General features: G+C 41.7%; 16 protein-coding genes and 1 riboswitch. Of the genes, 2 read left to right on the forward strand and 14 right to left on the reverse strand.

Features of this window, described 5'->3' with window-relative positions; all coding sequences use genetic code 11:
• Positions 1-2: 2 nt before the first annotated feature.
• The 13 genes from MHH56_RS15955 to MHH56_RS16015 form a co-directional block, all read right to left on the reverse strand.
• The gene (locus tag MHH56_RS15955) at positions 3-1,001 is read right to left on the reverse strand and encodes a Gfo/Idh/MocA family oxidoreductase (RefSeq protein WP_339209297.1); all 999 of its coding nucleotides are present in this window, start codon (positions 999-1,001) and stop codon (positions 3-5) included.
• A 46-nt stretch (positions 1,002-1,047) separates the two neighbouring features.
• On the reverse strand, positions 1,048-1,854 hold the full coding sequence (locus tag MHH56_RS15960; RefSeq protein ID WP_339209298.1) for a phytanoyl-CoA dioxygenase family protein: 807 nt from the start codon (positions 1,852-1,854) through the stop codon (positions 1,048-1,050).
• Positions 1,855-2,201: 347 nt separating this feature from the next.
• Positions 2,202-6,080, reverse strand: coding sequence for a discoidin domain-containing protein (locus tag MHH56_RS15965; protein WP_339209299.1), 3,879 nt, complete (start codon positions 6,078-6,080; stop codon positions 2,202-2,204).
• Between the two features lie 481 nt (positions 6,081-6,561).
• On the reverse strand, positions 6,562-7,113 hold the full coding sequence (locus tag MHH56_RS15970) for a YdhK family protein (protein ID WP_339209300.1): 552 nt from the start codon (positions 7,111-7,113) through the stop codon (positions 6,562-6,564).
• Between the two features lie 249 nt (positions 7,114-7,362).
• The gene (locus MHH56_RS15975) at positions 7,363-8,028 is read right to left on the reverse strand and encodes a FusB/FusC family EF-G-binding protein (RefSeq protein WP_339209301.1); all 666 of its coding nucleotides are present in this window, start codon (positions 8,026-8,028) and stop codon (positions 7,363-7,365) included.
• A 255-nt stretch (positions 8,029-8,283) separates the two neighbouring features.
• Positions 8,284-8,820: a flavodoxin family protein gene (locus MHH56_RS15980; protein ID WP_339209302.1), complete on the reverse strand. Its 537-nt coding sequence runs from the start codon at positions 8,818-8,820 to the stop codon at positions 8,284-8,286.
• A gap of 37 nt (positions 8,821-8,857) precedes the next feature.
• Positions 8,858-9,619 carry a transporter substrate-binding domain-containing protein gene (locus tag MHH56_RS15985; RefSeq protein ID WP_339209610.1) on the reverse strand — a complete coding sequence of 254 codons (762 nt, stop codon included), beginning with the start codon at positions 9,617-9,619 and terminating at the stop codon, positions 8,858-8,860.
• Between the two features lie 276 nt (positions 9,620-9,895).
• A complete protein-coding gene (murB, locus tag MHH56_RS15990) occupies positions 9,896-10,819 on the reverse strand; it encodes a UDP-N-acetylmuramate dehydrogenase (protein ID WP_339209303.1) in 924 nt (307 codons plus the stop codon).
• 293 nt (positions 10,820-11,112) lie between these two features.
• Entirely contained in the window at positions 11,113-12,228 is a 1,116-nt protein-coding gene (locus MHH56_RS15995; RefSeq protein WP_339209611.1) for a DUF4179 domain-containing protein, read from the reverse strand.
• The gene (locus MHH56_RS16000; protein WP_339209306.1) at positions 12,228-12,791 is read right to left on the reverse strand and encodes a sigma-70 family RNA polymerase sigma factor; all 564 of its coding nucleotides are present in this window, start codon (positions 12,789-12,791) and stop codon (positions 12,228-12,230) included. The genes MHH56_RS15995 and MHH56_RS16000 overlap by 1 nt, the downstream gene beginning before the upstream one ends.
• Before the next feature lie 161 nt (positions 12,792-12,952).
• Positions 12,953-15,799, reverse strand: a complete 2,847-nt coding sequence (locus MHH56_RS16005; RefSeq protein WP_339209308.1) for an SMC family ATPase — start codon at positions 15,797-15,799, stop codon at positions 12,953-12,955.
• The gene (locus tag MHH56_RS16010) at positions 15,789-16,367 is read right to left on the reverse strand and encodes an ABC-three component system middle component 1 (RefSeq protein WP_339209310.1); all 579 of its coding nucleotides are present in this window, start codon (positions 16,365-16,367) and stop codon (positions 15,789-15,791) included. Before MHH56_RS16010 ends, MHH56_RS16005 begins: the two co-directional genes overlap by 11 nt.
• A 2-nt stretch (positions 16,368-16,369) precedes the next feature.
• Positions 16,370-18,007, reverse strand: coding sequence for an ABC-three component system protein (locus MHH56_RS16015; RefSeq protein ID WP_339209312.1), 1,638 nt, complete (start codon positions 18,005-18,007; stop codon positions 16,370-16,372).
• 166 nt (positions 18,008-18,173) lie between these two features.
• A riboswitch (guanidine-I (ykkC/yxkD leader) is annotated at positions 18,174-18,271 on the forward strand.
• Between the two features lie 72 nt (positions 18,272-18,343).
• Here MHH56_RS16015 and MHH56_RS16020 point away from each other — a divergent pair.
• Positions 18,344-18,685 carry a multidrug efflux SMR transporter gene (locus MHH56_RS16020; RefSeq protein ID WP_339209314.1) on the forward strand — a complete coding sequence of 114 codons (342 nt, stop codon included), beginning with the start codon at positions 18,344-18,346 and terminating at the stop codon, positions 18,683-18,685.
• Positions 18,685-18,999, forward strand: a complete 315-nt coding sequence (locus MHH56_RS16025) for a multidrug efflux SMR transporter (protein ID WP_339209315.1) — start codon at positions 18,685-18,687, stop codon at positions 18,997-18,999. Before MHH56_RS16020 ends, MHH56_RS16025 begins: the two co-directional genes overlap by 1 nt.
• A gap of 115 nt (positions 19,000-19,114) precedes the next feature.
• Here MHH56_RS16025 and MHH56_RS16030 read toward each other — a convergent pair whose 3' ends face one another.
• On the reverse strand, positions 19,115-20,377 hold the full coding sequence (locus MHH56_RS16030) for an ATP-grasp domain-containing protein (RefSeq protein ID WP_339209316.1): 1,263 nt from the start codon (positions 20,375-20,377) through the stop codon (positions 19,115-19,117).
• Positions 20,378-20,381 lie beyond the last annotated feature (4 nt).

Genomic DNA, 20,381 nt, shown 5'->3' on the forward strand with positions numbered 1-20,381 from the left:
CATTAATTTCCTCCTTGCCGTTTAAAATCTACGGTTCTTCTCTCGCGATGTGCGATATATGCCGTTTCAAGAAGTTCCGTCAGCTTTGTTCCGTCCTCGAGTCCAAATGGCATCGGCTTGTCGTTCAGAATGCCATCCACCCATTGTGTTAGTGGAAGCGGCTGCTCCTTTGGAAGCTGTCGAGGTGAAATCCAGCCTTGGAGCGGTGAATCGGTATGTTTGGAAGCAAATTTAACATCTTCCCCGGAAATGATCAGTGTCCCTTCAGTACCGTATAGTTCAAACGCAGAAGGCGTCGAGTAAGTAACGAGGCTAGTTTCCAGCAGCGCAACCGCGTTGTTAGCAAACTCAATCGAGCATTGTGCATTATCTTCAACAGCCCGGCCCGTAAAATAATTAAACATGGATGTAATTCGTCTCGGCTCACCAAGCAGCCAGCTTGCCAAATACATCGGATGGCAACCAAGATCCATCATAGCTCCGCCGCCTGCCTGTTTCTCATCGTACCAGTATTCAGGCAGCCAATTGTTTAATGCTCCGTCGTGACCATTTCGGATTCGCAGCAGCGTAATGGCACCAAGCAGCCCATCATCCAGAAGCTGTTTAGCGAATATATGGTGAGGCCTTGTTCGAGCGGGAAAAGAGATACAAAACTTCACGCCGGATTTTTGTACAGCAGCCGTAATTTTGTCGCATTCGGCTACCGTAAGCGCCATCGATTTCTCTGTGAAAATATGTTTTCCAGCTTGCGCAGCAGCAACCATGACTTCCGCGTGCATGCTGGTAGGGGCATCGATGACAACAGCATCTACATCTGCCCTTTGAAGCAGCGTATCTAAATCAGATTCAAAAGCAGCTCCGAGCTCCGCTGCCCACGTTCGCCCTCTCTCCGTTATTTCATCCCAAACTGCTGTTATGTTTACGTTTCCAAGTGATTGCAGGTGTTTGGCATACCCATCAGCATGAACATGCCATTTGCTAATCATCGCTACATTTAACATTCGAAAATCCCTCCATTATTCAAATATTTGCTTAAGCTACGCATTACTAATCTTTAAATGCCGTTGCGGGGTACCCGGCGCCAAATGGCGCGTCTGGCCGCTCATATTCCCCTGCTAAATAACGGCGCATAGGCGTTGTACGCTCCAAATAGTCCTTGTTGTTTGCAAAGCGATCGGAGAATCGAACCCAAGGCGGACTATAAATATAATGTGCGGTATAACGGTCGTAATCTCCGTCATGATAATATGTACGATGCCAAACCGCGTTATGGAAGAGCAATACAGATCCGGCAGGTGCGCAAATGACATGTCCTACTGGCAAATCACCTTTATCGCGGCGGATGTCTGCCGGGAGTGGAACTTGGGCTCTATGGCTGCCTGGAATCATCTCCATGTTGCCCATCCTAGGCAGCGATTGGTCAGTAAGCAAATAGGAAGCGCGCAGCTGCAGCAGAGGAATGGGATAAGCTAGTTGATTAAAATCGTAAGCTCCTGAGCCATCCTGATGCCAGCCGCCTGCTCCTCCAAATGCCGGCTGCTTCGTGCACCAAGCGGATTGAAGAATAAAACGATCGCCATATAATGCTCTCACTTTTGGGAGTACCGCAGGGTGATCAATCAACTGGTCCAGCGTAGGTTCACTTTCAAATCCTCGGCCAACCTGAGCCCATCCGGTTGTCCCTTCTCTCTCATGCAGGCGAATAGATGCCTCCAGGCATTGCTGTGCTTGGTCAGCGGTTAATACATTAGGAATGATCAAATAACCCCAAGACTCGAACATGAAACGGTCAAGCTCTGTGAATTCACCAGGTTGCGAAATGGCATTAAGTCCTTGACTGTGCTCGGCATTCATGCGATAACCTCCTGCTTTCTGGAGTGAATTGCTTCTTTTATATATAAAATATGAACGGTAATTCATTTAATGCATAGAATGCTTGGATTATTCCGATTATTTTTATTTAAATCATGAACATTTTGGTTAACTATTCGCTTTGTGTTATCTAAATAACGACGTTATCAACTAATTGCTCATATAATTGTTTGTTTTTCACATTCATTTTCTAAAATCGTATATATTTAATATGTATTTTTAGATTCCTCATTTTCGTTGTATAGCTTTGATAAACATAAAAAAAGTGGAAGAGTTCCGAAGAACTCCCCCACACAGCCATTTCTTATTGTTACTGAATGATCCATCTGTTACTGAATGATCAAACCAAATCCATTCTGAATGTAATTCGTGTTGGGATGAGCGATATTGCTAGTCGTCAGGTTGTTGAACGTTGCTGATCCATTCCCCGTATAGGTGTAAATTGCCGCACCTGGATGCGGTGATGTGAACCGCGATGTAAGGATTCCATCACGTCCTGTACCATTAATATTGATATTGTTGAACACGATATTTTCAAAGCCGCCGCCATATCCAAACTGGATAGCACTGCGCTGGGTATTGATAATATCAATGTTGGTAAACGTCACGTTTTTGATGGAATCGTTAGATGCCTCCAAATCGATAGCTCCGCGTTCACCATTGTAGAGGTCTTTACTAGTTCCGCTGTTTATAATTGTTGTATCCGAGAACAAAATGCCGGTATTGTTCTGGAAATGGTAGCCTGGGAATACAGTGTTCATTCGAATACCAGATCCGCCGACAGTGTCGATGATCAAGTTGTTAGTAGCCTTATGTCCTCCCCCGCCGAAAAATGCAATAGCAGCCGCACGCCAGTTATTCTCAATCGTATTAAACGAGAAAGTATTGTTGACACCCGCGCGAGCACCATTTACATTACTCGTCCATACGGCAAGACCATCATCACCGTTATTTCGGACGCTGCTGTTGCGAACAGTCGAATTACTTGTGCCTTGAGCGAAGTTGACACCATCAGCAAGATTATTTCGGATACGGCTATTTTCGATCACCAGCCCATCCGCATAAATTGCTGGTGTATGTGCATAATCCCCTACCCAAAAACCGCATTCAAAGTGCTCAACCCATACATTGTGTACCTTTGAATTTTTTCCGAAATTGTCCATAAAGCCCTTGTAAATAGCACCCTCGTGATAGCGTGACCGCAGCTTGGAATTCATATAGATATTGCTAAAATCAAGCTTGCCTTCGACACGGAATGAAATGCCGCCCGATGCTACATTAGGGTTGGTAAACTGGATGTTTGTATGCCAGATGCCTGCACCCATGATCGTAATATCATTAATCATGCTACTGACAGAACCGACCTTCCACATGTTTCCGAGATGGAATGTTCCTTCCGGTATATACATGATTTTCCCAGTAGAAACCGCTGATGTTACAGCAGCTTCGAAAGCTGCAAGATCATCGAGGCCATCGTTTGCAACAGCGCCAAAATCCGTTACAGAAACCGAGTTGGCTGGGCGGGCAATCGCAGCAGGAACCTGCTCGATTTCAAGGAAGTCTACACCATATTCGAGATTGTCTGCATTGCTTTTTTGGATACGTATGGTATCGCCAGGTTGAAGGGCTGTGTCTAGTTTCCAATGCACCTCATCAAATCGGAAGAGCGGACGTCCTCCGGATGGAGTGTCAGCTGGTTGATCACTCGCGAAATACTGCCAGTTGTAGTAAGATGTGAGCGAGATGGTCTTGGCTTTGACACCATTGACGTAAACATCAAGTGATCCGCTGAGCCCCATGCCATCTGACGAGTCAGGCATCGTAAATCTCATCGTAACGCCTGCTCCGCCCTCCCCTTGCCTTACGTTCCACTGAAGATATGAGCCATTCGATGGAAGTGACACGTAGCTCTGACCAGATGCCTCGGATGCAATCAGCGCCTGATCGAATGTCGGTGCAGATTGTAAAGTTGCCCCTCCACCACGAGTCGCATCCTGCGTATCGTACCTGTTGTAAGGCACGCTAGCACCTCGAGCAGAATAAACGACTAGACTTGTTGAACTCGTGTTATTTGCTTGCTTAATTCCTAATTCATTTGCATCAACAGCAACGATTGTTGATACGGTATAGTTGCCTGTTACTGCTGTCCATGTTCCAGGAATACTGACATTTGCAGATGCGCCAGCTGCTAAAGTACCGCTATATGACCCGTTGTAGGTCTGAATGGTAGAGCCGGCTGAATTTTTAAGAATAACGGTTACGCCATGGGTGCCGCTTGCTGAAGAAATGTTTCCTTGATTTTTAAGGATAACGTTGAAAGCGACTGTATTGCTGGCAACTGGATTACTAGGTGTCCAGGATACAGTTCCAATTAAATCGGAACTGGCTACAGGAGTGACAATGAGTGATGATGGATTCGTATAGCTGTTGTTGGCATCATTTTGCTCAATAATTGCATTGTTCTCATCTACCTTCGAGCTTACTGAGTACGTAGCTGCTGTTTTGGCGCCAACATTAAGTGACACTGTTGCTGAAGCACCGGCCGCTAGTGCGGCTACTGGAGCAGAGCCGGCAAGCGTATTGTTAAGGTAGAAGTTGACTGTAGTCGCCGGGGCACTGGCGTTGCCGATATTCTTAACTGTTGCGTTCAGTGTAATTTCGTTAGTCTCTATTGGTGAGACCGGTGCCCATGACATGCCTGTAATCGTCAAATCAGGGTTTGGAGCAGGCGTTCCGTAGACTTGAAACTCAGCGATTTGACCGGCAGGTGCGCCGGAGTTCGTCGTAATATTCAACTGCAGACGTTTAACCGTCGAGGTAATCGGAATCGTTACCGTATTGCCCGAAGCTGGATTAAACGTATAAGCTTGTGCCGACACTAAGCTGCTGAAGGTTGTTGTACTTTGGTTATGGCCTAGTACTTGAATCGTTTGTGTACGAGTGCCCCATTCTGTAGAAGGATTCAGCTTAAGCACGATGGATGTAATGTCATGATTCGCCCCAAGATCGAGAGTTAAGGTGCTCGAAGCGCTGCCGCCTTCCCAATAAGTGGCGGTGTTATTGTCGTTTGCATTCGCTGCGATAAACGTTTGTGTACTGGATGATGCGCTAATAGCTTTGCCAATAGCGATGTTTCCACCTGGAGGAGTCGTAGGCGTTGCTGTTGGAGTTGGTGTCACTGTTGGCGTAGGAGTTGGCGTCACCGCTGGCGTAGGAGTAGCTATTGGAGTAGGAGTTGCCGTTGCTGTAGGAGAAGGTGTAGGTGTAATGATCGTTGAATCAACCGTGATTTGGTCAAGATTGACATTGCCGGAATCACCTGCATCGTATTTATAAGCAATCGTATTGGAGCCTGCATTTAAAGGGAGAGCTTCTGCTTTCGTTCCCCACGTATCCCAGTTCGCAAGGTTTGGAAGTGAGGTTTGGCGGATTTTTGTTCCGTTAACGTAGATGCTTATTGTTTTTGTGCTTCCGCTCGCATTGGCGTACTTGAGTGTCACGTTGCGGCTGCCTGCCGCGGCTGCATTGACCGTAAACGTTGTTGTCGCACCTTGTGCTAAGTAGCCGTCAACAAATCCAGTGCCGGCATAGCCGGTATGATCCGTATTTACACTCGCTCCGCCGGACAGTGCAGCAGACTCAGCCTGATAGATGCCCGTAGGCGTTGACGTAGGAGTTGGTGACGGTGTAAGCGCAGTGCCATAAATTTCGAATTCGGATAACTGTGCCGCTGGCCAGCCTGTATTGCCTGTAAAATTCAAGCGAACATAACGTGTGTTCGTTGAAGTGAAGTTAATTGTGACCGAATTGCTTGCAACCGCCGGATTAAATACATAACCGTTAGAAGCTGCAATATTCGTAAACGTTGTTCCATTAACACTGCCTTGAACCGCAAGCGTTTGCGTCCTTGTTTCCCAGCCAGCAGGCAGCTTTAATACGATCTGGTCGATGCTAGTACTTGAGCCGAGATCGACTTGAATCCATTGTGGAAATGCGTTATTTGCACTTTCCCAATACGTTCCTTGGTTGCTGTCTTTCACATTGCTTGGACTGTAGGTTTGAGATTGGCCGCTTGCTGTAACGTCTTTGCCGATTGACAGATTTGATCCACCTGCAGCAGAAACGGGAGTAAACGGTCCAGTAGATAGGAGCAAGGTCGAGAATAGCATGGTAACGATAAGCGACCATGCAACATACTTATTGCGCATTATATTCCTCCTCAATAATGTGGGGGTGCGAGAAAATGTGCGATCTACCGAGAAACGTACGAATGGCAGCGTTTACAAAAAAGATTGTTTCACTTTTATGCGATTTCCGTATAGCCTTCCGTTCACTTTCCTAGTTCATTTTAGAATGATAGACATCCCTCCTCACGTTGTCACACCCTTACATTATAAAGACATATTTGACCGAGCTATAAGATGTAATATTACGGAAATCGTATGCGATTCAATGATAATAAAACTAATCTAAGCTTCTTTCCTCTAAAACAAAAAACCAGTTCAACACATGGGATGTGTTGAACTGGTTATGTTCATTTTCTTATTTTGAAACTTATTTGATGCTCATTTTAATGTCTAATTAGGATTAGACGCCATTATTTGTAAAAAAGTTTCGTTTTCCTGTACAAAAAAACGACGATTCTCTCTAATATTAAGTAAGAATCGTCGTTTGTTCAGAAACGGTTGATCACTTCGGTGAAAGCTCGCTTTCCGTTACCCATTTATGGTTTTTCATTTTTTCTCCCCCAGTGGTTGGAACGTAATCAAACATATAAACCGTCGTTTGCTCTGTGGTATCAATTGTTGCGGTTGCGCCGTTCATACCCGCCATATGGTCTGCTTGAAGGATAACTTCTGTACCTGGCTCATAGGGTTTGTCGCCTGCATCTTTAATTTCTTCTTGAATAACCCACTTATGATTGGTCACTTTTTCGCCGCCCGTTGTTGGGGTATAAGATACGGCGTATACAGTAGTCGTATAGGCGCCCACAATTGTTGCTGTAGCTCCATTCATTCCTGCCATGTGGTCTGCTTTTATAATCGCTTCACTTCCCACCTTGTAGGTCGGATTCGTTGCTTCTTTTAACCCTTTAGGAAGCTGGCTGCTATTGGAGTGATTCATTTGTGAGTGGTCTTCACCTTGATTGCTGGTCATAGCGTTCTCAGCACTTTCGTTTTTACCGCATCCACTTAAAGCGATTACCGCAGCAACACTAATTAAAAGCAATTGTTTTTTCATTTTATATAACACTCCTCTGTTTTTTCGTTCAGTATGTTATTCGCATTATACCCCCAATGGGTATTTCGGAAACGTTTTTTCATTTCTTTTTTTAAAAAATTTGTTCTTGTGTCCTCCTATCCACTATTCCTTATCCTCATTGTAACTTACACTTTTGAAGAACTTGTGTAGACTGCAATCAGATATACTGGAGGAAGCAAATCACCATGAAAAAAAGAAGCATCAGAATTTCTGATGCTTCTTTTCATTTTATGATTCATGTTTTCCGATGAAGTTGCTGAAGAATTTCTCTAAAACGGTGACATCGGTTATATTTGCGTTGCAGGCTTCGCTGTTTACGCACATATAATTTCCAATCGCCTTGTAGTAATCCGGTGAAGCATTAGCAGGCCTTGATTTCGTAATCGCCGTGAATAACGCAACTTCTTCATGTCTATTGCACAAAAAACAGTTGCTTTTCTTATTTGTTGGCGTAAACTTTCCTTCAATGCCGATAAGCTGTCCGTCTTGACGGTAAATAAGAAACAGCCTATTAGATGCGATATCGGTCCAACCCAAATACGTGACATAACGGTAGTCAATATCAGCTAAATCGGGTACCTTTAGCTTTTTTACTTTTGGAAACAGCTTTTTTATTTGAGCTGCCGTTACTTGAGTGAATTCCGACATCAAAAGCTGCAGCGATTGCAAATAGGATTGAATTTCTTCCGTCCTATTTAACGTTGCAAGCTTCTCTAACTCATGCTTTTGAAGATCAGTTGCGTCTTGGAACGCTTCGGTAATTTTTGTTTGTGTACTATACCTAACCGCTTCAACTACTTTCGGATCGGATACCGTGTTGCATGCAGTTTGAAGCAGATGTGCTTGTTTCTTAATTAAATTATATTGATGGTTTCTAATAAATGGTTTATTCATAGCTGTTCAGCCCCTTATTTTTAATGAAAAAATATAAGGTGCAAAGCTTTTATTAGAAACGATATGAGCTCCATTGGGCGAAAATATTTCAGTCCGGCCCCACGCAAAGTATCGCCCTAATATTAGGCTTTGCATGAGCAGTTACTTTTCCCGGCAATTTGATTTGCCATTCCTATCACCTCCCTGCCTCTTTACATTATAAAATGAATTCAGATGTTGTTACAACGTGTGAATTCCTCTAAATTTACATTTTGATTAAGTATGCCACTTTTTCCGGATTTCCTCCACAGTGGCCAAAGCAATGGTATCTTGCAAAATATCGCCAGGCTTGTTGCCTCTCCCAAGGATGTAACCTGCAAAATTTGTGCCCGTATAGTCGAAAATATATTGAAATTGCTGAACAAGCGGAATTCCTTTCAGATGGGGCTCGTCATCGCCTATACCGATGACCCAGGCTGTTTTTGACGCAAAACTAGATAGAAACTCGGCCTTATTCTCTCTTAATGATTGGGACCATCTGTCAATGAATGTCTTCGTAAGGCCTGATGCGCCATACCAGTAGATAGGTGTCGCGAACACTAATACATCTTGTGCCTTTACGCGTTCGATCAGATGATGGTAATCATCATTTGGGTAAGGCTCTTTCTCACAATGCCGATAATCGACTATAGGCTTGATGTTATAGTCAGATAAGTGAATTTTATCTGCTTCAAATCCTTCAACTAATAAATTCGCTAGTTGGTCCGAGTTTCCATTTTTGCGGGAGCTTCCATAAATCACTGCAATTCCCATAGTGAATAATCACCTCCACATTTAAATTGGTAAGCCTTTATTTTGAAAAGTCCTGACCAAGCCAATCCGTGCTAAGCTTTGCGAGGGCTCCATCCGCTTTCATTTCTTTTATCGTTTGATCCACAGCGTCGGCAAGTTTCTTTGACTCGGGGTCGTCTTTACGGAGTACATACTGGATATGCCCCTCATTAAGCGCATCTCCTACTGCTTTGAGCTTACCTTGCGGATCTTTGATCGGAAGAAGGAAGTCTGCGCTTATTGTTGCGTCAACCCGTCCGTTAGTGATTTGAAGAACTTCATCGTTAGCATCGTTTTGCTGGTACACGATTTTTATTGCGCCATCATGCTCCTTATTGTAATTTTCAAGGATTTGAGCTTGAGCGCTGGTCGGGCCAATCAGCACTTTTTTTCCTTTCAAATCATCTAAGGACTTGATCGATTCATTGTTTACTGCTGCAATAATAATTTTGTTCCGCCAATAAGCGTAAGGTTCTTCGTTAAAATAAAACTTTTGTTCACGCTCAGGGTTTTTCTCGAATAGATGAGCGGCTATATCGATCTTTTTCGTTTCTAGACTTAATAGAATGTTGGAAAATTCCATCGTTTGAAACTCAAATTCATACTCTTTTAGACGTTTGTCTATCTCTCTGATAACCTCAACGTCGTAGCCTGTTAACTTTCCGTTATCATCGAGAAAAGCTACTTGTTCGAAATCATTGCCAGTGCCGACAATAACTTTTTTAACCCCAGCGGTTGATTCTCCTTTATTGCTGCTGCCATTATTGGCGCATGCTGTAATAACAAATAAGAAAACAAGGGCAAACGCAAATCCATTAAACTTTTTCAAAATCGTTTCCTCCAATTTGGTATGTATTAAACTCATAATCCCTACGGGTTAAGTGAGGATTAAAGGCTGAGATAACTGTAGCATTCACACCTGCTTACGGTCAATCGATTACATAATAGATAAATTTTATATAAGAAACCAAAAATGTTATATAAATATAAATATTGTAAAAAATCAAAGACCCTCGCCAATTGAATGGGAAGGGTCTTTGAACATTAATCATTTGTTTTAGTTTTGGTTGTCTTCCCCAATGACAATGACTTCTGTTTCTAAATCTATGCCAAAGTTTTGTTTTACCGTCGACTTAATAACTTCGATCAAATCAATGTAATCTTGGGAAGTAGCATGATCCACATTTACAATGAAACCTGCATGTTTCGTGGATACCTCTGCTCCTCCGATTCGTTTCCCTTGCAAACCGCTGTCTTGTATCAGTTTTCCAGCAAAATATCCGGGCGGGCGTTTGAATACACTGCCGCATGAAGGATATTCCAATGGCTGTTTACTTTCTCGCGCAAAAGTGAACTCATCCATTTTTTCTTTAATATCGGCATATTCAGCTTGTTTAAGATTAAATACAGCTTCGAGAACGACATATTTATTTGCAGAAATATTACTCTTCCGATAACTTAATGACAGATCCTCACTTGATAATGTGAGAAGCTCGCCTGCTTCGTTCATGACTAAAGCTTTGACTAATACATCCGAAATTTGTCCGCCATAGGCACCTGCATTCATATACAATGCACCACCGACCGTACCTGGAATGCCGCATGCAAACTCAAGTCCAGACAGATGCTGTTCTAATGCTTGCTTAGACACATCTATAATCGAAGCTCCAGCCTGCGCAATAATTGTACAATTTTCGGTACGAACTTCATTCAAGTTTTTTAGATGCATCGTAATCCCGCGAAGGCCGCCATCCTTCACGATAAGATTGGAGCCATGTCCCAAGAGGGTAACTGGAACATTTTCTTCTTTCGCAATTTTATAGACAGTGCTTATTTCATCATATTTATTTGGAGTAATGAATACATCTGCATTCCCCCCTAATTTTGTATATGCGTGATTTTTAACGGGTTCAGCAAGCTTAATATTCAAGTCGGGCAGTTTATTTAAGATACGTTTATAAAGGTTCAATTCATTATTCATAAAAGTTGTTCCCATTCGTTCATTATCATTCGTTTCACCTTTTCTTGTTGTTGTTAAAGCTTTGAAATTTCAACTTTAAATTATAGCACATTTTTCCGATTAATATTACCTTTTAATCAAAAGTTGTTATTTATAAATGTAATCAATCCTATTTCCCACATATCATTAAATTATCGTTTCTCCTTATTAAATATGCAACAAAAAAGAGCAGGTTACGATCCTGCTCGCTTTTTTAATGGCTTAATTTGAAGCAACCATAGCATGTCATCTCACTAGCCTTAATGACTTATCATTTATTTCTTTATTTCAATGACAATATCATCTAATTTAATTTGTTCTCTACCTCTACCTGATTTTTTAGGCAATACAATTTCTTTTGAACCTTCTTCTCTCGTTATTTCTAATGATCCATGATTTTCGGCAGTGTGTTCATACAAGTTTATTTGAGATGTCAGTATAAGCTTGGTAGCATTTGGGTCTAATTTTTCGAAGGTTTTACTCCAGTTCATGTTATAGCCGCTTCGCTCACCTGCTCCTCCATTGCCTTTACCTACATAATGATTGCCTAAGTCGTCTTTAATTTCGATATCCACATCTACAGCATCCCATTCATTTCTTGTCTCATCCGAAATCACTTGATTGTAATAAACGATAAAGCTCATGGGGGTGTAGGATATATGGTTTATGTTCACTTTTACTCCCTCATGTTCAATACTTTGATTTATGATCTGTGTTTGATTCGCCGTTGCGTCTAAAGAAAGAGCAAAGTTCCATTTACCTTGTATTTTCTCTTCGTTATTTTGATCTGTTATATTTTCAATAGTCCAATTTAAATTTACGTGATCCAATTCCTTTTGATTACGAAAATCGATATTGCTTTGCACTAAACCTACATAACTATTCTCATCCACTTTTGTAATTTCAGAGCTTTGACTACCACCGAGTGCTCCTTTTGCAAATAATAAACCATGTAACTTTGGTTCGTCACCCAAGTCTTGTTTACTTTCTAATGCATAGGTTAAGGTAACCGATTTCCCATCAAAAATCGCATCTTCTATCGTCACTTTTATGCCGCTGCTCTCCTTTGACATGTTAATTTCGCTGGAATATTTCTTATAGTCATCATAAAATCCGACCCTTCCGGTATCCAATAACCTGAATATATTTCTTATAACGGGGATTTCACTAGCATAAGCAGGGAACGTAATGCCAAAGGTAGCAGTCGTTAAACCGATTAGAATGACTGCAGCAGCAGCATTCTTTTTCCAACGCTGTGTTTTTTTATTTTCAGCTAAGGACTGCTTTAATGCTTTCATGACCTTGGTCTTTTCAAATTCAGTTACTTCCATTTCCACAAACTGCTTGTCGTCTAGATCTATATCGTTTAATAATTCATATATATCCTTCATCATACACTACCTTTCCAATTCAGCTGCATCGCTTTGGTGTAAAGTGTCTTTTTCCCTCTATAAATTCGATTATCGATGGAAGATTTCGTTAAATCGAGTTTCGCTGATATATCCTCTGTTTTTAATCCAAGAAAAAATTTCATTATAAAAATATCCCGATCCACAGGCTCTAATAAATGGATTAATTGAATTAATTCCGTTTTATCCTCCAGCATAATCAACTCTTCTTCTGCCGATTTTTCGGAGCTCAATTCCATTTCATTAGTGGTGAACTCAACTCTTTTACTATTTTTTCTGTAATAATCAATAGACTTAAACTTGGCTATAGCACAAATCCATTTCCTGAAATCAGTCGAATCGCCATGGAATTTATTCGAATTGTTCCATATGGATAACAAAATATCGTTCATACATTCTTCAATAACTCCCTCGTTCTCAAGCGGGGACAGCACTTTATAAGTTACCCCTTTTATTAAGGGCAAATAGGTATCAACGATATATTCTAAAGCATCTTCTTTCTGGCGCTTTAAGCGTTGGATGAAATTTTTATCATTAGACTTCATTAGCGATTCTCCTTATTTTTTTGTAAAAGCTTTTACACTATATACAACGAAGTTGAAAATTTTTATTCTCATGTTTAGATTAATTATATTTTTAGGCCATTTATAATAAAAAAAGTCGATTCCTTAATCGTACAGGAAATCGACTTTTTATGATTGATTTTTTATGAGTCTGCTTTCGAAAATATGGCAATCGGCTTCTTATCCGTAGCTTCTACTACACGCTGCTCAAATGTAGGGCCTGCTTCTGAATAGGAATCATATTCAATAATGCCTACATTCAGCATTCTGAACTTCTTTCTCATCACCTGATAGAAGGTCGAATCATGTGTTGAGATAATAAATTGTTTATGATTTTGCAATTTGGAATCAGCTAAATTACGTATAAGATCAATTAATGCAGCTACATTCAAGTCATCCATGCTTTGTACAGGGTCATCCATTGCGACAAAGGACAGTGGGGACCAAGATTGCGTAAGCGCCATGGCCAAAAAGAATGAAATCGCAGTGGCATTCACCTGGGCTGCGCTAAATATGTACGAGGGATTTGCTTCTTGGTGGCCAAGGGCCGCGTCTTCTCTCGTCATCACTTTGAGAAATAAGCGATTGCTGTTGAATTTTTTCCCCGTATCATAATCGATCTCGGTAAATACGGGATGAGAGTTGATTCTGACAAAGATGGAACGCATAGTATCGAACATTTGATCCATGACTCGTTCATTCAAGCCGCGAATGGCATCTGGCACGGCCTGCTCGGCATCCTTTAGAGCGGCAACCATGTCTTCGATGGTTCGAAGACCTTCTTCCACTCGTTCTATGACCTTATGCTTGGCAGTTTTTTGTTGCTGTAATTGTTCGAGCAGTGCGAGATCTGTGTTTGCTCGGAAAGCATCTAATAATTGTGTTGCTGCTCCGTGCTTACGAGTATTTTCAAGCAATGACTCATCAATCAAACTAGCCTTTGCGTCTAACTGATCTGCAACTGCGCTCCAATCCGTTGTTTGAGCACTGGCACCAATAATTCCTTCTGCCGTTAGTTTACCTAGCCAAACAACGACATCATCTTGTAGATGCTTAAGTTCTCTCTCTTTGCTCTTCCTTGTCAGGGATGAAAACGATGTAGCAATCGTAATAAGCTGCTTGCGTAAATGATCTACTTTTTTATTGCCTTCATCCAGCTTAGTCAGCAACAGCTCTTTCAGAGCTGGCGTATGAATAGGGATATCCAACTCATCAGCCAATGCTTTGAAATCATTGTAGCTCTTGTCCATTAACTGCATTTTTTTGTGCAAATCGTAGTGCTTTGCTTGTAAATCTGCCACTTGATCGAGCAATTGAGTATGCTGATCACTCCATTCCTGCATGGTGGCTTGAAGTATGGTTAGACTTTCTTTAACATTTGCTTTTGCTTCAAACAGCTGGTCATTATAGATTTGTCGTTGTAATTCAAGCTCGAGGCTCTTTTTTTCTGCACGAGCTAGATCAGGATGAATGGCATCCATCTGGGTGCTGACATAGTTTTGCAGGCGTAATGAATCAACATCTTCTATTCCACAGGCAGGGCAGCATTCTAGCTCTGGCTGTTCAATAGCAACCTGTAGAACATGCTTTAGAAAAGCTTTATGTTTCTTTTCATGAAGCACAAGCTGCTGTACAAATTCCAACTGCTGCTTGTGTAAACGATCAGCCTCCATAAAGGAGATTTCCAAATCTGTTTGTTCACGAAACCGCAGCTCTAACTCTCGTAATGAATGATAGAGTGCGAGTCGAGGAGACTCCTCTAAGCGTGGATAAGCCATGGCAAAGTTACCGCTCATCCCATCAAATTTTTTACGGTTTTTTGCCTGAAGCAATAATTTTTTCACTTCATTTAGCGCTTCAAATAAGTGATCGGCTCTATGCTGAATTGCCGTTGTTTGCTGCTGTAAATCCTCATACAGCTGTTCGTTTTGGAGCTTGATCTGTTCGTTTTGCAAAAAACTATCTGCTTCTTCATTGAGCCTTAGCAATTTTTGAATTGTATTTAAGTGTTCATCTAGCGTTTGAGTAAGATGATTTTCTCGTTCCCATTGCATCAGAAGCGGAAGCTTTTCCTGTAATGAGGTCATAGCATCTTTTGCTAGATCTAGCCGTCTGATTGTATCATTTTCCAAAAGATTTCGTTCCTGAACTAGAGCTTCTATTTGCTCCTCGGCTTCTTTGATCAATGAAATAACCTGATCTTCATCTTCTGAAACCGCTGCTTTTTGGAAGACAGCTTCATAGTTATGAAGTGCTGTTGACCATTGATTATTTCGTGATGCAGGCGAGAATTCTGAGATTTCTAGCTTAATGCCTTGAATACGGTGCTCCAGCGTTTCTTCCTCCGCAATCAGCTGCCCACGCTTTTGGCTAAATGCTAGTCTTCTTTCTTCCAGCTCCATCCTTGCTTTATGTACGAGTTCTCCATAGCTCGAAAATTGCTCTGTGCCGAAAATTCGGGAAACCGAATTGTAGCGTTCCTTCTCCTTCATGCCTCTTAGGATGCCATTCATCCGTTCTTGACATAGAAGATGAGTAAGAAACAAGCTGTTGTTTAAATCCACTTTATCGAGCCATTCCGCGTGGACGAGCTTCTCTTTTAAAACGGCTTCTGCCTCCTTGGCAGGTACCTTCTCACCATTAATCTCAACTTCAAGCAAATGGGCTCCGCTATCTGTCCTTACATTCGTATTGGCGATCCCCGTACGTGTTACTGTGATTTGTATGTCTGAATTTCCTAGCTCAATGATTACTTTTGGAGCTCTATCCCCGGCAAAATGATTCCCAATGTATCGATATAATTTTCGTTCGGGGTCTTGCTCATAACGATAAATGCTACCGGTTAATCCCCATTCGATCGCGTCAAAAAAAGAGGTTTTTCCGTAACCATTTGGGCCATGTAAAATGACAATGCTTGTATTGGGAAATTCAAATCTTCGCTTCTCATTAAACCCGCGGAATGCTTCTATTGTGATTGCATTAATCCTCATGGCTGAGCACCTCAGCTAACACTGGAATATTTAAAGATGACAATAGCTTGTCCACAGACTGCTCATCAGCTTTAAACAAAGCTTTATTTAACTGGTCTTTCGTCGATTGTTGAACACAGGATTGCCATTGCTGGAGAAAATGCCGATCATGAAACCAAAGGCGCTCGAGCTGGTGCTCGGGCAGCTTAGTTTGAAAGTCTAAAGGCAGTTTTTCAGCTAAACGATTTAAATCAGAGCTCGTGATGATTATCTTGCGAAAGAAAAAGCGGTTTGACTCGATGCGTTTTTTCAAAACATTGCTTAGCTCTTGCGCGTCTACAAAGAGGACTAAATACATGTCCCAACGCAAATCATCTAGTTCGCTGGGCAGCTGATTCTGTACCCGGTAAGCAAATTGATAAGCTGCTCGCTCCCAGTGATTCTCGAGTGATGATGGAGAGTCATAGGAAACGACAGCAAAAATTTGCTTCGCAGAAAAGTAAAGGGCATCTATATGCCTAATCGATACATTTGTTAGCTTCTCAAGGTCAGATTGTTGGTCAAAAAAGTCAAATATCTGTTGCACCATTTTCAAATCACACTCCTTAGTCGCGTGCAAATTTCTTCATAACTCACTTCATGTCTAACTTGACGCAAGCAAGAGGAACAACTGATACTGACCGTTCCGGATAAGCGATTAGATTCTAAACCTTCGAAGATGGTTAACTTTGTGTCTTGAGCAAATTGTAGTAATATTTTGGAAAAGTCAGCTTTACGGCCATTGTTGCAATGCTCGCATAGGTTTTCTGGGTTGCCTTTTGCGAGTGATTCCGTATTAATATTTTCGAGCAGCAAGCGATATGGGAATAAATCCGAATGGTCTCTGGACTTCATATAAGATTGAAAAGAATTGGTATAAAGTTTAGTCATAAATCCGATGACGACCTCAGGCATCGTTTCTTTAGCCTGTGAGTAGAGCATACGCACCCAGCGATCGGAATCCAGCTGAAGATTGGACAAATGAACCCACTCCTCAGGATCGATAAAGTTCCAATCGGGATATACCAAATTGACGAGAGCCAGCAGCTCCCACAGCTCGCGCAGGCCGGGTTCTCCTTCAGGAAGACGAATGTTTGCAAATTGGTACAGCTTTAGAAACAGCTGTAATCTGCTTTCTTCCATCTCCTTCAGCTTTCGAAGAACATCATTCATAGAAGCAATAAGCTTTGTTCTTATTTCGTCATCATTTTTGAAACGTCGTATGAAGATGGTATCCAGCGCGTGTCGGTGAATCTCAAATTGATCGTTTAATCGAGCCTGCATCTTAGATACATTAGCTGATCCTGCTGGCTTGTCCGACAGGTCTAAGGAAGTTGTAATCTCTGGGGGGTTATCTTGTACACCTAATGGTGAAGGATTAAAAGGGCCAAGTACGTCTAGTAAAAGTCCTTTTAGAATATCGTAGTTCGTTGAGAGATGCCCTTGCAGCAGATCTAGAATGGTGCCATGATCACCGGGCAGAGACCTGGCAAGCGCGTACTTGGTTGAATGTCCCATCGTAGGAACAGCACTTCCCTCCTCGACTACGGTGTCCTTGTCTCCGAAGCAGTAAATGGACGTGAAGAAGCTCTTAAGCTCTTCTTGAGCATCAAAAAAGCTGCGGTTCATATCATCCAAAAAAGCGTTGTTTGAACGCAGCTGATCGATTTGCTTATGATTCTGAAAGCGCTTTATTAAATGGTGGAATTCAGCGAATTTAGAGCCGTTATAAGGTGTTGCATAGCTAATAAAGCCACCGATCCGTTCTAATCCTTTTTTGCGATGCAAATATTCGTTGAGTAGGAATCGTTTACCGATTAATCCTCCCATACTGTGGCCGACGATAACGATTTTCTCATATTTTCTATAGGTATACCCATCCAAAATAGCCTTTAATTGAATAGCAAGCTGGTCTATGGACAGAGGACTTTTTTTACTGACACTAATTTTTTGACCTAAAACTTCAAACTCTCCTTCGATTCCAAAGATGCTGCTGATGAGCTTAGAGGTGTCATATGTAACGATACCAATATCCGTATCCGTGATGTCCGGATCTGATGCGATGAGCTCCGCCCAGTCTCTGCCTGGCTTTACCCACGTTTCAGGAGCGCCCAAACCATGAATCAGCAAGACTAGCATCTTGCCATTGCTTCCCGGTTTTCTCGGTTTCAGTTCGATCTGCATCGACATGTTCAGCTTCCCCTTTCTCCTAATGCTTTCCTATTATTTTATATCAAGCATATATGGTTTCCAAGGGTTGTACTACATGTTCTGGAAGATCTTTTTTTGTTATTTTCCATTTTATGAGTATTGTAATTGATTCGGATATGTGTATAATACAAGGTAATTGAATAAACGAAATGTTTTCTAGGGTTCCGCAGCGTAACCGTTGGTCTGGTCCGAGAGAAAACTCACAGCGATGCTGTGTCACGGAAGGATAAAAGCCTGGGAGAAACTGTTAAACAGTTTACTCTTGGGCTTTTTTTTTATGTTTTTTGGCAACAATAAAATTGGAGGTGTATTTTGGTGAATTCGAATTGGATTAAAGTATTTATTGCCGCTTTTTTCGAGGTTTTTTGGGTGATTGGCTTAAAACACGCGGATGATTTCTGGACGTGGGCAGGAACTGTTATTTCTATTATTATCAGCTTCTATTTAATGATCGCTGCAGGCAAAAAACTGCCCGTCGGAACGGTATATGCTGTTTTTGTAGGAATGGGTACGGCAGGAACTGTTTTTTCCGAAATCATATTTTTTGGAGAACCATTTAAATGGACCAAAATGTTGTTGATTTTACTTTTATTAGCGGGAGTCATGGGCTTGAAATTGGTTACGAAGGATAAAGATCAGAAAGGAGCTGTATCCTAATGGCTTGGATTTCTCTCATATTTGCAGGATTGTTTGAAATGTTTGGTGTTGCGATGATAAATAAATTGCATAAGGATCGCAATTGGCAATCCGTTGTATTATTAACGATCGGATTTTTAGCAAGCTTCCTATTTCTTGCTTATTCCATGAAAACACTGCCTATGGGAACAACGTACGCCATTTGGACGGGGATTGGAGCGTCAGGCGGAGCTATATTGGGAATGCTTTTATATGGAGAATCGAAAGACTGGAAAAGGGTTGTTTTTATAACGATGGTATTAGGTTCAGCCGTAGGGTTGAAGCTTGTCTCTTAAAGGCTTTCATTTGATATGATTAATCGTGGAATTATTTCTACATTCTATTTATGGAAGGAACAGGCTCATTAAGAGCCTGTTCCCTGCTTATTCAGACTCAATTCTTTTCTTGCGTCTACCCCGCTGCACTCACTGTTTCATGCTGGTGATACACGACCGTTAACGTTTCTTTAAGGGCAAGGGCTAGTTCTTTTGCTTCTTGAGGGGTGTTGCCAACTGTAATGAAATAACCCAATCGATCATCCGAGCTTTTTGCTTCTGAGACCAAATCTCCTTCAGCTGCCGTTAGCTGTGCTCGGATAACATTTGTATGTTGTTCTAAATCGGCAAAACCTTCAATTCCATCGAAAATACCCTCTCGATCGGCGGTCACATAAGCAATTGAAGCTGCGCGGTTAAACCTTTTCTGAATATTGATCGGGTGGTTTAAATAATAGTTAACGGTTGCTTCAAATATATCGACACCGAACGCTTGCACTAATAAATCAGAAGAAATGTTGTCGCCTCCTGGCCTGCCGTTCACCTCGATAATTCGTGGCCCCGTACTTGTAAGCTTCACTTCTACGTGACTTGGTCCATTCACTATCCCAATAGCTCTCAAAGCATCAACAGCCGTACGAACGATGTGATCCTCATGCTCTACATGCACTGAAGTAGGTAATGTATGAAGGATCTCAACAAAATAAGGAAGCGGCGAGGTCAATTTTTCAGTAACGGCCGAGAAAATGGGCTCCCCATCTTTTACGAACAATTCGACACTGAATTCTGGACCATCCAAGTACTCTTCAATTAAATACTCGTCGCGGACTTTAAAGTCCATATAAGTTACTTTAAACGCTGAGATCGCATCTATTGCATGCTTCAGTTCAATTGTATTGTTGATGAAATAAACATTTTGACTGCTTGCGCAATTCGTCGGTTTTAATACGATAGGAAATCCGATCTCTTCCGCAGCTGCTAAAGCATCTTCGTAAGTTCTCACTTTTTTGAATTTTGCACTCGGAACTTGATGTTCAGCATAAGCTTCTCTAGCCAAATCTTTGTTTCTCGACTTTAAAGCTGCTTCGTAGGGTACTCCTCTAAGTCCAATCCGCTCCGCAACCTTCGCAGTTACGTGAGAGGCGTAATCCGTAGCAGGAATTAACGCATCCAGTTGATTCGCATAGGGGGAGCTAACAATCGCTTGATAGAGTGACTCTTCATCTCGAATATCTGCGACAATCAAATCATGGTAGATCACTTCATATCCATACTTTTGCGGATTTTCCGTTGAAGAAACGATGGAAATAACTTTATGTCCCTGTTCAAAAGCGACTCTCGCAAAACTAACGCCATAGAAACTTGGTTCAACAAAAGCTACCGTTTTAATTGCTGTCATCTTT

The sequence above is a fragment of the Paenibacillus sp. FSL K6-3182 genome (assembly GCF_037976325.1).
In the GTDB taxonomy this organism is placed as follows: Bacteria; Bacillota; Bacilli; order Paenibacillales; family Paenibacillaceae; genus Pristimantibacillus.

Coding starts and splice junctions, on each gene's coding strand:
- MHH56_RS15955 (WP_339209297.1), bottom strand. CDS start 1,001: ATGTTAAATGTAGCGATGATTAGCAAATGGCATGTTCATGCTGATGGG.
- MHH56_RS15960 (WP_339209298.1), bottom strand. CDS start 1,854: ATGAATGCCGAGCACAGTCAAGGACTTAATGCCATTTCGCAACCTGGT.
- MHH56_RS15965 (WP_339209299.1), bottom strand. CDS start 6,080: ATGCGCAATAAGTATGTTGCATGGTCGCTTATCGTTACCATGCTATTC.
- MHH56_RS15970 (WP_339209300.1), bottom strand. CDS start 7,113: ATGAAAAAACAATTGCTTTTAATTAGTGTTGCTGCGGTAATCGCTTTA.
- MHH56_RS15975 (WP_339209301.1), bottom strand. CDS start 8,028: ATGAATAAACCATTTATTAGAAACCATCAATATAATTTAATTAAGAAA.
- MHH56_RS15980 (WP_339209302.1), bottom strand. CDS start 8,820: ATGGGAATTGCAGTGATTTATGGAAGCTCCCGCAAAAATGGAAACTCG.
- murB (WP_339209303.1), bottom strand. CDS start 10,819: ATGAATAATGAATTGAACCTTTATAAACGTATCTTAAATAAACTGCCC.
- MHH56_RS15995 (WP_339209611.1), bottom strand. CDS start 12,228: ATGAAGGATATATATGAATTATTAAACGATATAGATCTAGACGACAAG.
- MHH56_RS16000 (WP_339209306.1), bottom strand. CDS start 12,791: ATGAAGTCTAATGATAAAAATTTCATCCAACGCTTAAAGCGCCAGAAA.
- MHH56_RS16005 (WP_339209308.1), bottom strand. CDS start 15,799: ATGAGGATTAATGCAATCACAATAGAAGCATTCCGCGGGTTTAATGAG.
- MHH56_RS16010 (WP_339209310.1), bottom strand. CDS start 16,367: ATGGTGCAACAGATATTTGACTTTTTTGACCAACAATCTGACCTTGAG.
- MHH56_RS16015 (WP_339209312.1), bottom strand. CDS start 18,007: ATGTCGATGCAGATCGAACTGAAACCGAGAAAACCGGGAAGCAATGGC.
- MHH56_RS16025 (WP_339209315.1), top strand. CDS start 18,685: ATGGCTTGGATTTCTCTCATATTTGCAGGATTGTTTGAAATGTTTGGT.
- MHH56_RS16030 (WP_339209316.1), bottom strand. CDS start 20,377: ATGACAGCAATTAAAACGGTAGCTTTTGTTGAACCAAGTTTCTATGGC.